This window comes from Streptomyces spectabilis (genome assembly GCF_008704795.1).
GTDB lineage: Bacteria > Actinomycetota > Actinomycetes > Streptomycetales > Streptomycetaceae > Streptomyces > Streptomyces spectabilis.
This window is the reverse complement of the sequence record NZ_CP023690.1, coordinates 4824507-4838924: the sequence shown is the minus strand read 5'-3', so window position 1 is coordinate 4838924 and position 14418 is coordinate 4824507. Positions and strand designations below refer to the sequence as shown.

Sequence of the window (14418 nt, the reverse complement as noted above, 5' to 3'; positions counted from 1 at the left end):
CGCCGCCGCCCTCCGCCCCTGGAGCACCGCCCCTGGAACACCGCCCTCCGCCCCTGGCCCCACCGGTCAGGGGCGGACCGCACGGGTCAGTTCGTGCCGATCTTCGCCAGCAGGTCCACGATCCGGGTCTGCACCTCGCCGCTCGTGGACCGCTCGGCCAGGAACAGCACGGTCTCGCCCGCCGCGAGCTTCGGCAGGTCGGTCTCGTCGACGGCGGCGGTGTACACGACCAACGGCGTGCGGTTCAGCTGACCGTTGGCGCGCAGCCAGTCGATGATTCCGGCGCGGCGGCGGCGTACCTGATGGAGGTCCATCACCACCAGGTTCGGCCGGGTCTGGGCGGCGAGCGTCACCGCGTCGGCGTCGCTCTCGGCCCGCGCGACCTGCATGCCGCGCCGCTCGAGCGTCGCCGTCAGGGCGAGGGCGATCTCCTCGTGCTCCTCGATGAGCAGGACCCGCGGCGGGTGCTGCTCGCTGTCGCGCGGCGCGAGGGCCTTCAGGAGCACGGCGGGGTCGGCGCCGTACGCCGCCTCGCGCGAGGCCTGGCCGAGCCCGGCCGTGACGAGCACCGGCACCTCCGCGGCGACCGCGGCCTGGCGCAGCGACTGCAGCGCGGTACGGGTGATCGGGCCGGTCAGCGGGTCCACGAAGAGGGCCGCGGGGAACGCGGCGATCTGCGCGTCGACCTCCTCGCGCGAGTGCACGATGACGGGCCGGTAGCCGCGGTCGCTCAGCGCCTGCTGCGTGGTGACGTCGGGCGCGGGCCACACGAGCAGCCGGCGCGGGTTGTCCAGCGGCTCCGGCGGCAACTCGTCGTCCATGGGCTGCGGCTGGGGCCGGTTCGTCACCTCGACGGCGCCACCGGGGCCGTCCAGCGGCTCGGGGCCCTCGGCGGCGTTCTCGTCCGGGGCGCCGATCGCGTACGAGCGTCCGGTGCCCTCGGTGCCCGGCGAGAGCCGGGGCTGCTGCGGCTTGGCCTGCGGCGCCTGCGGGTGCGGCCGTGCCGCGCTCTCCGGGCGCTCGTCGGCGCCGGGCTCGGGCGGCGTCCCCAGCTTGCGGCGGCGCCCGGACCCGCCCTGCGCGGGCTGTGCGGCCTGTGCGGCCTGAGCGGGGGAGTGCGGCGGCTGGGCCTGCGGCTGCACGGGCGGCTGGGCCTTGCGCCCGAACGGCACGCCCTGGCCGAGGGTGCGCACGCTGATCGCGCGCCCCTGGGTCGAGTTCGGGTCGACGGGCGCGGCCTCGGCGGGCAGCGGCTGCGCGGCACGCGCGCGTGGATCACGTTCCGGCGGCAGGGCGGCCGAGGGCGTGCCGCCCGCGGGGGTGCCGTCGGCGGGCGTACCGGCCGTGGCGACGCCCCCTGCCGGGGTGCCCGCGACGGGCACGGCCCGGGGCGGAGTCGCTCCGACCGCGGGGTCGGCCGCGGGCGGAGCCTGCCGCGCACGTCGGCGTCCGGTCGGGGCCTGCGGCTGCGCCTGGGCGGGCAGCGCGGGGGACTGCGCCGGGTGCGGCTGCGGCGGGGTGTGGTCGTCGATGGGGTCCTGCGGCGCCGCGGCGTGCTGGCCGGGGTCGTCCTGCCCGGTGTCGTCCTGCCCCGCGGGGAGGCCGCCCGACGCGGGGGCGGGCCTGCCGCCCTGCGCCCCTGCGCCACGTCCCTGGGTGGGCACTCCGCCGCGCGCGGCGGCCTGCAACCCCGCCTGTACGCCCGCCGGAACGTTCACCGAGGCGCCGACCTGCGCGTGCCCCGCTTCCGTGGCGACCGCGCCGCGCGGGGCCTGCTCGGCACCGGCCGACCGCACGCCGGCGAGCTGCCGCGCACCACCCTGCGCGGCCTGTCCAGCGGCTTGCCCAGTGGTCTGTCCAGCGGCCTGCCCAGTCGTCTGTCCAGCGACGTGGCCCGCGTCCGGCCCGTCGGCCTGACCCGTGACCTGCTCGGCGCCGACCAGCGCCCCGCTGCCCGCCTCACGGTCCGCCTCGGCCGGAGGCAGCGCGAACACACGGCTGTTGGACGCCTCTTCCGCCGCCGCCCGCTCCTGGGCCGCGGCAAGGGCGCGCCGGGCACGACGGCCGCCGGGACGCGGTGCGTCAGGGCCCTCGCCCTGCCCGTCCCCGTACTCCGGAGCGGCCCCGGTCCCCGACGGCAGCGCCAACGCCTGCGGCTCGCCCGTCCGTCGGGCACGCCGCCCTGAAGGCATCGCGTCGCCCTGGGGCGGCACCGCCTGGGACGGCACTCCCTGAGGAGGCACGGTCTCGCCGAGCGCCGCCGAACCGGCGGCGTGCTCGGCCGCCGTCATCACGGCGCCCTCGGCGGGGCTCGGCCGTCCACGACGCCGCCCGGTGCCTCCCGACGTATCGCCGGAGGACGCACCGAAACCCGTACCCGTACCCGTACTCGCACCTGTACCCGTGCCCGTGTCGGCGGGAGCGACCTGGGCGGGCTCTGCCGGGCCGTGCGCGACGGCACGCCGCCTGCGCCGCCCGGTGCCGCCACCGGGACCGGCCTCGGCGGCGGGTCCGGCGGGACCCGGGCCGGAGTCGGCGGCCTCCACGCCTCTGGTGTCACCGGAACCCGCCGCACCGGGAACACCGCTGTCCAGGAAGGAGTCCACCGAGGAGCGCCGCGCCCGCCTGCGACCGCCCCCGGAGGGTGCGCCCACCTGTTCGGGCACCACGGCACCGGCGCCCGCGGCGCCGCCGTTCCGCACCGCCGGGGCCTCGGCGACGACCTCGGGAGCCATCCGTGAGGACACCTCGACGGACGTCCCGGGAACGGCCCCGGAGCCGTCCCCGACCGGTACTTCGAGCACGTACGCGCTGCCGCTCGTGCCCGGCACCTCGTGCGTCTGGAGCACGCCGCCGTGGGCCCGCACGATGCCCTGGACGACGGGCTCGTGGACGGGGTCGCCGCCGGTGTAGGGCCCGCGCACCTCGATGCGGACGACCTCGCCGCGCTGGGCCGCGGCGACGACGATCGTCGAGTCGACGTACCCGGCCGCGGCCTCGGGGCCGCCCGAAACCACGGCTCCCGCGCGCGTGTTGCCGGTAGCGTCGATTCCGGCCACGTCGGCGATCAGATGCGCGAGGGCCGTCGAGAGCCGGTGCGCGTCCACCTGGACCGCGACCGGCGGCGCGTGCACGGCGAACTGGGCGCGGCCGGGCCCGATCAGCTCGACGGCCCCGTCGACGCCCGCCGCGACGACGGCGTCCAGCGGTACGACCGTACGGGTCAGCTCCTCGTCGCCCGCCTCCAGGCGCTGGAAGCCCAGGACGTTGTCCACGAGGGTCGTCATGCGGGCGTACCCGGCCGACAGGTGGTGCAGGACCTGGTTGGCCTCGGGCCAGAGCTGGCCCGCGTCGTCGGCGGCGAGCGCGGCCAGTTCGCGGCGCATCTCGTCGAGCGGCCCGCGCAAGGACCGGTCGAGGACGGCGATGAGCTGGGTGTGCCGGGCGGCGAGGGCGTCGTAGCGCTCCTGCTCCTGCTCGGCGAAGGCCTCGTAGCGGTCCTTCTCGCGCTCGGCGAGCGCCGCGTACCGCTCCTGCTCGGCCGCGAGTTCCTCCTCGCGGCGCTCCGCCGCCTCGCGCAGCTCCTCGGCGTGCTGGGCGAGCGCGGTCTCGTGCTTCTCGGCGAGCGTGTCGTACGGCCGCCGGTCGGTGAAGGTCATGACCGCGCCGACGAGCTGGTCGCCGTCGCGCACGGGTGCCGTCGTCAGGTCGACCGAGACCTTCTCGCCGCTCTTGGCCCACAGGACCTGGCCGCGCACGCGGTGCTTGCGCCCGGAGCGCAGCGTGTCCGCGAGCGGCGACTCGTCGTACGGGAAGGGCTCGCCGTCGGCGCGCGAGTGCAGGACCAGCGGGTGCAGTTCCTGCCCGCCGAGGTCGCTCGCGCGAAAGCCGAGTATCTGGGCGGCGGCGGGGTTGACCAGGACGACCCGGCCGTCGGTGTCCGTGCCGACGACGCCTTCGGCGGCGGCCCGCAGGATCATCTCGGTCTGCCGCTGCGAACGCGCCAGTTCGGCTTCCGTGTTGAGCGCACCGGACAGGTCGCGGACGACGATCATCAGCATCTCGTCGCCGCTGTAGCCGCCATAGCCGCTGTGACCGCTGTGGCCGTAGCGCTCGTCGTAGGCGTTCCTGCTGTCCTCGAGGCTGGAGCTGGTGACCTCGACGGGGAACTCGTAGCCGTCCGTTCGGCGGGCGATCATCCGTTTCGGCTTGGTCCGTCCGCGTTCGTCCGTACTGTCCGGACGGCGCATGGAGCCGGGAATGAGCCGGGAGTCGAACTCCGGCAGCAGATCGAGCAGTCCGCGCCCCACGAGCGCGGTGCCGGGCGCCTCGAAGGCCTCGAGCGCGATGGCGTTCGCGTTCACGACGGTCCCGTTGGCGTTGACCAGCACCAGCGCGTCCGGGAGCGCGTCGAGTATGGCTGCGAGGCGAGCAGCGCCTCGGGATGGCCTGCTGCTCACGACGACGCTTCCTCCCTGGTTACCGCACCTTGCCGACCGCCCAGGCCATCTTGCCCCGCGGCCCGCGGCATGTCACGGGAGGGAAGTCTACGGGGAGCGGTTGCGGGCGCGACGCCGGATGAGAGGGAGGTCGCACGCAGAAGCTGTGAGGTTTCGGTCGTGCCTGGTCACGGGGCGGGCGCGAGGGCGTACTTCACCAGGGGCGGGTCGGGGACGGCATCCGCGCGCGGGGAAGCGAGCCTCCACGCGCGCGTGCAGTGCTCTACGCGCCGGCGGACGGAAGCACCGGAACCAGGGTGTTCCACCGCGAAATCTCGCATCCGTTGGTGCGCTTGAAGGATGCCTCCACGGGCTGCCCCTGCCAGGTGCCCGTCACATGGGCGGTCTGCTCGCCGCCGTACTGCTGGGTGCACATGACGCCGCGCTCCACCGGCTTGAAGGGGTCGCGACCTTCGCTCGCGAGCCCGTCCAGGTGCTCGCACGCTTCGGCGGGCGCGGGGTGGGTGCCGCCGTCCTCCAGACCGCACGTCAGCTCGTACGTGCGGGCCGTCGTCCCGCCGTTCTCGGAGTACGTGACCTCCAGCCGGTCCTGGGTGACCAGGTCCAGGTGGTCCCGCGCGATCAGGTCGGCGGGGGCGGCGGCGGCCGGGGCGGCCAGCGCGCCGAGGGCGGCGGCGACGGAGGTGACGGTGGACGCGACGGCGGTGAGGAAGAGGCGGCGTTCGCTGACGGGCTTCACGGGGGCTCTCCTGGGGTGTGCGGTTTCCAGCTCGCGCCGGCCCCGGGGGCAGGCGCCTACCGTCCCCTCTAACGCCCCCGGCCGTGCCGCGTTGCGGTGCCCTTTAGCGCTTTGCCCTCCAGGCCGGGTGACTAGTACCGTGGAGGCCGCGATTGGTGGCGTAGCCCCTGGCTGTGTCATCATCTGCACGCACACCCGCGCTCGCGGGGGTGTGAGGTTGGAGGCGTCGCCTAGTCCGGTCTATGGCGCCGCACTGCTAATGCGGTTTCGGGGTAACCCCCTGATCGAGGGTTCAAATCCCTCCGCCTCCGCACTGAGTACTGAAGCCCCGGTCCACTGGACCGGGGCTTCAGTGCTTCCCGTCGGCTCCGGCCGCGCCCCCGCATCGCCCGCTGGAACGTTTTCGCAGGTCACAAGGGGTGAGGCCAATGGATTTCACATGGCGGCGGCAGTCATGTAATGTTCTTCCTGTCGCCGCGAGCGGGCCGAAAGGACCGGGAAGCGAAGACGAAAACAGAACAAGCACTCGTAGCTTAACGGATAGAGCATCTGACTACGGATCAGAAGGTTGCAGGTTCGAATCCTGCCGAGTGCACATTGAAGCGAGAGGCCCCGGGCGATGAGTCCGGGGCCTCTCGCGTTGTGTGGGTCAGACGGTCTTCACGGTGCCGCCGTCGATCACGTAGTCCGCGCCGGTGATGTTGCCCGCCACGTCCGAGAGCAGGAACGTGATCAGGGCCGCGACCTCGGTGGGCTCGGTGATGCGGTCCGAGGCCATGCCGAACGCCTGGGGGAGCTGGGCCAGGTACTGGGCGTGGTCGGCGCCGGCCGCCGCGGCCACCGCGCCTCCGAAGCCGTCGGGGTCCTCCCAGATCGCGGTGCGTACGACGCCGGGCGAGACAGTGTTGACGCGGACGCCCTGGGGGCCGAACTGCTCCGAGAGGGCCTTGCCGAAGGCGGTGAGGGCGGCCTTGGCGGTGCTGTAGGCGATCGGGCCCGCGCCGGGCAGCCGGGAGGTGATCGAGGAGACGTTCACGATGGCGCCCCGGCGTTCGACGAGGCCGGGCAGTGCGGCGCGGGCGGCGCGGACGGCGCTGAGGAGGTTGATGTCCAGGGCGGCCTGCCAGCGGGCGTCGTCCACGTCGAGGAAGCCGTCGACGCCTATGTCGTCGCCCGCGCCGACGTTGTTGACGAGGAGGTCGAGGCCGCCCAGTTCGCGCACGGCGTGCTCGACGAGTTCGGCCGGGCCCCGCGCGGTGCCGAGGTCCACGGCGTACGGCAGGGCGCCGGACTCCTTCAGCTCCGGGGTGATCGTGCGGGCGGCGCCGACCACGCGGACGCCCTCGGCGACGAGGGCGCGCACGGTGGCGAGGCCGATGCCGCGGCTGGCTCCGGTGACGACGGCGGTCTTTCCGGTGAGGTGCAGGTCCATGGGGTGTCTTCCTTAAGGGTTTGGAATTTTTTTGACCTTTAGGTACAGAATTTGGGTGTGCGAGGGCCCGTCCGGGGCTGGGCTCGGTGCCGCCGGGGGATGGGGCGGCGCGGGTCAGAGGAGGTCGAGGACCGCTCGGATCGTGCGGCGCATGCCGTCGGGGCCGTCCGCGACCCGTGCCGTCAGGCGCAGTCCGACGACCGTGTTCATGAGCAGGCTGCCGACGCACGCTGCGTCGCGGTCCGGGGCGATCTCGCCCGCGCGCTTGCCCTCCTCGACCAGGGCCTGGAGCGTGGACTCGGTGCGGGCGAACATGTCCCGGACCAGTTCGGTCGTGGTCCGGTCGGAGCCCGCGAGTTCGGCCGCCGCGTTCACGGCCATGCAGCCGCGCCGGTCCGGGTCCGCGAGGTCCAGGGTCACCAGGAGTTCGAGGGCGGCGCGGAGCCGCTCCTTGACCGGGCCCTCGCTCTCGAAGAGTTCGATGAGGCGGCTGGCCTGGGTGTCGCGGTAGCGGCGCAGGGCCCGCTCGAAGACGGCGTGCTTGCTGCCGAAGGCGTTGTACAGGCTGCCCTTTCCGATGCCGAGCGCGTCGACGAGGTCCTGCGGTGTCGTGCCCGCGTACCCCTTGCGCCAGAAGACCTCCATCGCCTGCTCCACGGCGGTCTCCGGATCGAACTGCCTCGGCCTTCCCATGCGGAGCAGCGTAGCAGTGTTTTGTACTTTGAGGTCAAGAATTGAGTGCGGCGGTGTTGTCAGTGGCGTGCGTCATGCTCGTTCGTATGACGTGGTGGTGCACGGGGGTGCGGTGGCACCCGGAGGGCGGGCCCGCCCTCGGCTGGTACGCGGCGGGGCGGGAGCCGCGCGAGAGCGCGCTGGCGTACGGCGCCGCGCTGGCGTTCCGTGCCCGGGGCGGGCGCGTGTGCCTCGGGGTGTGGCGCGGCGGGCGCCGGACGCCGTGCCCGGCGGGGGCGGGCGTGGCGGGGCGGGGCACGCGCGGGCAGTGCGAGGAGTGCGCGCGCGTCGACCGGGCGCACTCGGTCGCGGCGGACACCTTCGCCGACGACCCGCGGCCGTACCACGTGTACGTGGCGTGGTTCGGCCCCGGCGTGGTGAAGGTCGGCATCACGGGGGTCGCGCGGGGCGGCACGCGACTCCTCGAGCAGGGAGCGCTGGCGTACAGCTGGCTGGGGCGCGGCCCGCTGATGGCCGCGCGCCGCACCGAGGAGCTGCTGCGCACCGCGCTCGGCGTGCCGGACCGGATTCCGTACGCGCGCAAGCGGGCCCTGCGGGCGCGGCTGCCGTCCCCGGCCGAGCGCGCCCGGGAGCTCGCGGAGCTGCACCGGACGGCGAGCGGGCTCGGCGGCTGGCCCGACTCCCTCGACCGGCTGCCGTACGCGTGCGTCGACCACGCGGGGGCGTTCGGGCTCGCCGGGGAGCCCGCGGAGGTGACGGGCGTGGTGAGCGAGCTCGTGGACGGCGGAGTGGTCGCGGGCACGCTGGTCGGGGCCGCGGGGCCGGACCTCCATCTGGAGGTCCGGCGGGGGCAGGGGAGCGGGGGAGTGGTGGTCGTCGACGGGCGGGTGCTGAGCGGGTGGCGGCTCGAAGCGGTGGAGGGGGCCGCGGAGGTGACGGTTCCGGTCCGGGGGATACCTGCGGTGCAGGGCGGGTTGTTCTGAACCCGGGCCCGGGCTCGGAACAACCCACCTCACGCCCCCTTCGCTGACCGGAAGGTCAAGACTGGCTGCCCGTTCGGCAAGGTGGGGCCGTGGAGGTGGACAGGAGGTTCGGCCGCCGGTGACGGTGGGTGCCATGACTGATCACCAGCTGGCCGACTGTGGAACACGCGATGTGACCGAGCCCGTCGGACCTTTCGAACCGCCCTACTACTCCGTCGTGTTCACCGCCCGGCGCGCCGAGGAGGACCACGGGTACGCGGAGACGTCGCAGCGCATGGACGAGCTGGTGGAGACGCTCCCCGGCTTCCTCGGGGCCGACTCGGCGGGGACGCCCGGCGGGCTCGCGATCACCGTCGCGTACTTCCGGGACCTGGACGCGATCAAGGCGTGGCGGGACGACCCGGAGCACCGGGTGGCACGCAAGCGGGGCCGCGAGGAGTGGTTCGAGCGGTACGTGGTGCACGTGGGCAAGGTGGAGCGGAGTTACGGCGGGCAGCGGCGAGCGGGGGTGGCAGGCGGTGGTGAGTGAGGCCGCGGAGCGGCGGCACGGTCGGGAGGAACGCGGTCAGGAGGAGCGCGGTCAGAAGGCAGACGGCGGGGCGGGGCCGGGTGAGGCCGAGGCCGTGGTGGCGTTCTGGCGGCGGCTCGGCCTGCCCGGACTCGTCGACGTGCACACGCACTTCATGCCGGAGCGCGTCCTGGCGAAGGTGTGGGCGTACTTCGACGGGGCCGGCCCGCTGACGAACCGGACGTGGCCCATCAGGTACCGGCACGACGAGGAGCGACGGCTCGCCGTGCTGCGGGAGTTCGGGGTGCGGGCCTTCACAGCGATGCTCTATCCGCACAAGCCGGGCATGGCGCCCTGGCTCAACGGCTGGGCGGCGGACTTCGCGGCCCGCACGCCGGACTGTCTGCACACGGCGACGCTGTTCCCGGAGCCCGGCGTCGACGGCTATGTGCGGGAGGCGGTCGAGGCCGGGGCCCGGGTGTTCAAGGCGCACGTACAGGTGGGGGCGTACGACCCGAACGACGCGCTGCTCGACCCCGTGTGGGGGCTGCTCGCCGAGGCCGGGACGCCGGTGGTGATGCACTGCGGCTCCGGGCCCGTGCCCGGCAAGCACACCGGACCCGAGCCGGTGGGGCGGCTGCTCGCGCGCCACCCCCGGCTTCGGCTCGTCGTGGCGCACATGGGGATGCCGGAGTACGCGGACTTCCTGGACCTGGCGGAGCGGTACGAGGAGGTGCGGCTCGACACGACGATGGCGTTCACGGACTTCAGCGAGCGGGACGCGCCGTTCCCGCGCGCGGAGCGGGGGCGGCTCGCGGCGCTCGGCGACCGGGTGCTCCTCGGCACGGACTTCCCCAACATCCCGTACGGGTACGGGCATCAGCTGGAGGCCCTGGAGCGGCTCGGCCTCGGCGACGAGTGGCTCAGGGGGGTGTGTCACGGGAACGGGGCGCGGTTGTTCGGGCTGACGTGAGGCCCTCTCGCGAGCCCGAGCAACCGCGCCCCCGCCCAGGGCGTTCTCAGGGAATTCACAGGTTGCCGCAAGCCCCCTCTCACGCCCCGTGCCGAAGCTGAGCGCATGACCACGACCTCGCCCCAGGGGCGTACCGAACTGCGCAGGCCGGACGGGAGCCCCGTCCGCGTGCTCGTCGTGGACGACGAGGCGTCGCTCACCGAGCTGCTGTCCATGGCCCTGCGCTACGAGGGCTGGGAGATCCGCAGTGCCACTGACGGCCTCGGGGCCGTGCGGGCCGCGCGGGCGTTCAGGCCGGACGTCGTCGTGCTCGACATGATGCTGGCGGACATGGACGGCCTGTCCGTGCTCGGGCGCGTGCGACGGGAACTGCCGGACGTGCCGGTCCTCTTCCTGACCGCCAAGGACGCCGTCGAGGACCGGATCGCCGGGCTCACGGCGGGCGGTGACGACTACGTCACCAAGCCGTTCGGCCTGGAGGAGGTCGTCGCCCGGCTGCGCGGACTGATCCGGCGGGCGGGCGCGGGGGCGGGGCGGCGCGGCGAGTCCGTGCTCGCCGTCGGCGACCTCACCCTCGACGAGGACAGCCACGAGGTGACGCGCGGCGGGCAGTCCATCCACCTCACCGCCACCGAGTTCGAGCTGCTGCGGTATCTGATGCGCAACCCGCGGCGCGTGCTCAGCAAGGCGCAGATCCTCGACCGGGTGTGGAGCTACGACTTCGGCGGCCAGGCCAACGTGGTCGAGCTGTACATCTCGTATCTGCGCCGGAAGATCGACGCCGGGCGCGAGCCGATGATCCACACCCGGCGGGGCGCCGGCTATCTGATCAAGCCCGCGCCGATAGCGGCGTGACCGCCTCGGGCGCCGGGGGCAGCGGGGCGCGGCCTCCCCCCCCCCGCACTCCGGCGCCCGGGCCCGGCTCCCGGCCGGGGCAGGGGCGCGCCGCGCGCTCGTCCTCAAACGCCGGACGGGCTTGAACGTGCGCCGGGCACGCCCGAATCGGCGGCGGATGCGCGGTGACGCGCGGCCGCCCGGCGCGCAGAGCGCGGCGAGCCGCCAACTCGCCGTCGGCCAGCCCGTGCTGACCGTCGGCGGCTCCGGTGGCAGCGACCCGTACCCGAGGCTCGCGCGGTTCGAGAGCCTACCGGCGGCACCGACCCCGCCTCGTCCCTCACGTCCTGGTCCACCGCCGCCTTCCCGAAGGCCAGGGCCCCGAGCTCCCCGTTCTACGACCCGACTCGGCCGAATGAGTGAGCGCCTCAGGAAACTTCTTGTACACCGTAAGGCGACTCCTCTACGGTGTATGACGCATTCGGCCTCATACACCGTAGAAGAGGAGCCGCCATGACGGCGACCACCGCCGAGCCCCCCGAGGCGGCCGCCGCGCCCCGGGACCGGCACCCGCAGCGCTGGCTGATCCTGGGCGTCATCTGCCTCGCCCAGCTCACGGTGCTGCTCGACAACACCGTCCTGAGCGTTGCCATCCCGTCGCTCACCCGCGAGCTCGACGCCACGTCGTCCGACATCCAGTGGATGATCAACGCGTACTCGCTGGTCCAGTCGGGGCTGCTGCTCACGGCGGGCAGCGCGGCGGACCGCTACGGCCGCAAGAAGATGCTGACCACGGGCCTGGTCCTGTTCGGCGTCGGCTCGCTCGCGGCGGGCCTCGCGCAGTCCTCGACGCAGCTCATCGCGGCCCGTGCCGGGATGGGCATCGGCGGCGCGCTCCTGATGACCACCACCCTCGCCGTCGTCGTGCAGATCTTCGACGAGGACGAGCGGGTGCGGGCCATCGGCCTGTGGGCGACCGTGAACTCCCTGGGCTTCGCGGCCGGACCGCTGCTCGGCGGCTTCATGCTGAACCACTTCTGGTGGGGCTCGATCTTCCTGATCAACCTCCCGGTGGCGCTGCTCGGCGTCATCGCGGTGGTCCGCCTGGTCCCCGAGTCCAAGAACCCGCAGGGCGACCGGCCCGACCTGGTCGGCGCGGCGCTCTCGACCGTCGGCATGGCCTCGGTCGTGTACGCGATCATCTCCGGACCCGAGCACGGCTGGACGTCGGCGCACGTCCTGGTCGCGGCGGGCGTCGGCCTGAGCGTCCTCGCCGCGTTCACGGTCTACGAGCTGCGGATCCCGTACCCGATGCTGGACATGCACTTCTTCCGGAACAAGCAGTTCGTGGGCGCGGTGACCGGCGCGATCCTGGTCGCCTTCGGCATGGGCGGCTCGCTCTACCTGCTCACCCAGCACCTCCAGTTCGTCCTCGGCTACGAGCCGCTCGAGGCCGGTCTGCGCACCGCGCCGCTCGCGGTCGCCGTGGTCGTCCTGAACACGGTGGGCCTCGGCGCGCGCCTGCACGCCAAGCTGGGCACGCCCGGCACGATCCTGGCGGGCATGAGCATGATGGCGGGCGGGCTCGCGGTGATCGCGGTGTTCGGCGGCCACGCCTACTCGGGCATGTTCACCGGGCTCGTCCTGATGGGCGCGGGCATCTCGTTCTCCATGCCCGCGATGGCCAACGCGATCATGAGCGCGATCCCGCCGGAGAAGGCGGGCGTGGGCGCGGGCATCAACGGCACGCTCGCGGAGTTCGGCAACGGCCTCGGCGTGGCGGTCCTCGGCGCCGTCCTCAACGCCCGCTTCGCGGCGCTCGTCGCGGTCTCCGCCACCTCCTTCCCCGCGGCCATGGCGGCGGCGGGCTCGGCGGGCGAGCGGCAGCGCATCTCCGACGCGTTCGCCTCGGGCCTGGAGACCAGCCAGCTGGTGGGCGCGGCCGCGGTGCTCCTCGGCGGCGCCATCGCGGCGGCGCTGCTGTGGCGGGCCGAGCGGGCGGACTCGGGAAAGCCCGCACCGGCGGCCGCGGACCCGACCGCCACGGACCCGGCCTCCGCATAGCTCCGTGGCCGAGGCGTCCGCATAGCATCGAAGGCGGGCGGACCGAAGCGTTTCGGCCCGCCCGCCCGGACCCGCCGGGAACAGGACCCGTACCAGGGAAGGTGCGCCATGGTGAAGGCAGCCGACCGCACGCAGCGACCGGCGCGCACGAGTGTCTGGCTGGCGGACAAGGCGCCCCGCGGCTCGGGCCGCAAGGGCGTCCAGCCGTCCGGCCTCGACCGGGACCGCATCACCGAGGCCACGGTCCGGCTCCTGGACGCGGAGGGGCTCGCCAAGTTCTCCATGCGCCGCCTCGCCGCGGAGCTCGAGGTGACCGCGATGTCCGTGTACTGGTACGTGGACACCAAGGACGACCTGCTCGAACTCGCCCTGGACTCGGTCTGCTCCGAGGTGCGCCTGCCCGACACCGAGACCGACCCGAGCGCGTGGCGCACGCAGCTGTGCGAACTGGCGCGCTCCTACCGGGCGTTGCTGATCCGCCACCCGTGGGTGTCGCCGCTGGTCGGCCAGTTCCTGAACATCGGCCCGAACTGGCTGCGGTACTCCCTCGCCGTGCAGCGCGCGGTCGGGAACACCGGCCTCGCGCCCCAGCAGCGCAACGGCGCGATCGCCGCGGTCTTCCAGTTCGTGTACGGCTACGGCACGATGGAGGGCCACTTCATCGCCCGCTGCAACGAGGCCGGGATGACGCTGGAGGAGTACTTCCGCGACGCGGTCGGCACGGTGAACGAGGAGATGCCGGGCAACGAGACGATCCGCAGCGCCCGGGAGCTGATGAACTCCCGCACCGAGGCCACGGTCGTCGAGATGTGGGAGCGGGACTTCGAGACCGCCCTCGACCTCCTGATCGCGGGCATCGAGGGCCTCCTGTCCCGCTCCTGAGGGCCTAGGCCCCCGGCAGCTCCTCGCCGCGCACCGCCTGGATGTCGAGCTCCACCCGCAGCGTCGTGCCGATCGCGGCGATTCCGGCCCGTACGACCTGGTTGTAGTTCATGGCGAAGTCCTCGCGCCGCAGCTCGGCGGTGGCGCGGAAGGCTGCGCGGGTGCCGCCCCACGGGTCGGCGCCGGTGCCGAGGTAGATCAGATCGAGGTCCACGGGCCGGACCACGCCGCGCATCGCGAGCTCGCCGCGCACGGTCCACCGGTCGGCACCGGCGGGCTCCAGGTCCATGGACCGGTAGGTGATCTCCGGGTACGCCGCCACGTCGAGGAAGTCGGCGCCCTTCAGGTGCTCGTCGCGCAGGCCGTTGCCGGTGTCGATGGAGTCGGCCCTGATCACGGCCTCCACACGGGACTTCGCCAGGTCGTCGGCGACCTCCACGCGCCCGGAGAACTCGGTGAACCGCCCGTGCACGCTGGAGATCCCCAGGTGCTGGGCGACCGCGCCGACGGAGGAGTGGGCGGGGTCGACCGTCCACGGCCCCGCCGGAGGCAGCTCGGCGCCGCCCGCGCGGGCGAGCACCACCTCGCCCACGTCGGCGCGGCCGCTGGCGGTGACCAGGGCGGTCGCCGCGGCGGGCGCGTACCCGACGGCCGTCACGATGACCGTGTACGGTCCGGCGGCGAGCGCGGTGGCGTCCCGCACCGCGCCCTCCGCGTCCGCGTCCACGCGCAGTACCTGCGCCCCCGTCATGTCCGTGACCGTCACGACGGCGTGCGGTACGGCCCATCCGTCCCGTGTCCGGACGCGCGCGCTGATCCCCATCCCACAACTCCCGTTTGCTCTGTCGCT

11 protein-coding genes and 2 tRNA genes are annotated in these 14418 nt (G+C 73.9%); 8 read left to right on the top strand and 5 right to left on the bottom strand.

Features of this window, described 5'->3' with window-relative positions:
• Positions 1–86: 86 nt before the first annotated feature.
• Together CP982_RS21050 and CP982_RS21045 are read right to left on the bottom strand one after the other, a co-directional pair.
• Complete coding sequence (locus CP982_RS21050; RefSeq protein WP_150511955.1) at positions 87–4460, bottom strand: PAS domain-containing protein; 4374 nt, start codon at positions 4458–4460, stop codon at positions 87–89.
• A 262-nt stretch (positions 4461–4722) separates the two neighbouring features.
• Positions 4723–5199 carry an SSI family serine proteinase inhibitor gene (locus CP982_RS21045; RefSeq protein WP_229879298.1) on the bottom strand — a complete coding sequence of 159 codons (477 nt, stop codon included), beginning with the start codon at positions 5197–5199 and terminating at the stop codon, positions 4723–4725.
• Positions 5200–5418: 219 nt separating this feature from the next.
• Here CP982_RS21045 and CP982_RS21040 point away from each other — a divergent pair.
• Both CP982_RS21040 and CP982_RS21035 read left to right on the top strand, forming a co-directional pair.
• Positions 5419–5510: transfer RNA gene (locus tag CP982_RS21040), tRNA-Ser, on the top strand.
• 211 nt (positions 5511–5721) lie between these two features.
• Positions 5722–5794 (top strand) — tRNA-Arg (locus tag CP982_RS21035).
• Between the two features lie 54 nt (positions 5795–5848).
• Here the strand turns inward: CP982_RS21035 and CP982_RS21030 are convergent.
• Together CP982_RS21030 and CP982_RS21025 are read right to left on the bottom strand one after the other, a co-directional pair.
• Positions 5849–6631, bottom strand: coding sequence for an SDR family oxidoreductase (locus CP982_RS21030; RefSeq protein WP_150511954.1), 783 nt, complete (start codon positions 6629–6631; stop codon positions 5849–5851).
• A 114-nt stretch (positions 6632–6745) separates the two neighbouring features.
• Positions 6746–7324, bottom strand: a complete 579-nt coding sequence (locus CP982_RS21025; RefSeq protein ID WP_150511953.1) for a TetR/AcrR family transcriptional regulator — start codon at positions 7322–7324, stop codon at positions 6746–6748.
• Between the two features lie 74 nt (positions 7325–7398).
• On the opposite strand from CP982_RS21025, the gene CP982_RS21020 reads away from it, so the two are divergent.
• The 6 genes from CP982_RS21020 to CP982_RS20995 all read left to right on the top strand — a co-directional run bounded on the left by CP982_RS21020 (position 7399) and on the right by CP982_RS20995 (position 13568).
• The gene (locus tag CP982_RS21020) at positions 7399–8307 is read left to right on the top strand and encodes a DUF2797 domain-containing protein (protein WP_242785919.1); all 909 of its coding nucleotides are present in this window, start codon (positions 7399–7401) and stop codon (positions 8305–8307) included.
• 133 nt (positions 8308–8440) lie between these two features.
• The gene (locus CP982_RS21015) at positions 8441–8836 is read left to right on the top strand and encodes an antibiotic biosynthesis monooxygenase family protein (RefSeq protein ID WP_150511952.1); all 396 of its coding nucleotides are present in this window, start codon (positions 8441–8443) and stop codon (positions 8834–8836) included.
• 94 nt (positions 8837–8930) lie between these two features.
• Positions 8931–9788, top strand: a complete 858-nt coding sequence (locus CP982_RS21010) for an amidohydrolase family protein (RefSeq protein WP_229879315.1) — start codon at positions 8931–8933, stop codon at positions 9786–9788.
• A gap of 105 nt (positions 9789–9893) precedes the next feature.
• Positions 9894–10643: a response regulator transcription factor gene (locus tag CP982_RS21005; RefSeq protein WP_150511950.1), complete on the top strand. Its 750-nt coding sequence runs from the start codon at positions 9894–9896 to the stop codon at positions 10641–10643.
• Positions 10644–11135: 492 nt separating this feature from the next.
• Positions 11136–12686: an MFS transporter gene (locus tag CP982_RS21000; protein ID WP_150511949.1), complete on the top strand. Its 1551-nt coding sequence runs from the start codon at positions 11136–11138 to the stop codon at positions 12684–12686.
• 108 nt (positions 12687–12794) lie between these two features.
• Entirely contained in the window at positions 12795–13568 is a 774-nt protein-coding gene (locus CP982_RS20995; protein WP_150511948.1) for a TetR/AcrR family transcriptional regulator, read from the top strand.
• Positions 13569–13572: 4 nt separating this feature from the next.
• Here CP982_RS20995 and CP982_RS20990 read toward each other — a convergent pair whose 3' ends face one another.
• The gene (locus CP982_RS20990; protein WP_150511947.1) at positions 13573–14391 is read right to left on the bottom strand and encodes a YceI family protein; all 819 of its coding nucleotides are present in this window, start codon (positions 14389–14391) and stop codon (positions 13573–13575) included.
• Positions 14392–14418 lie beyond the last annotated feature (27 nt).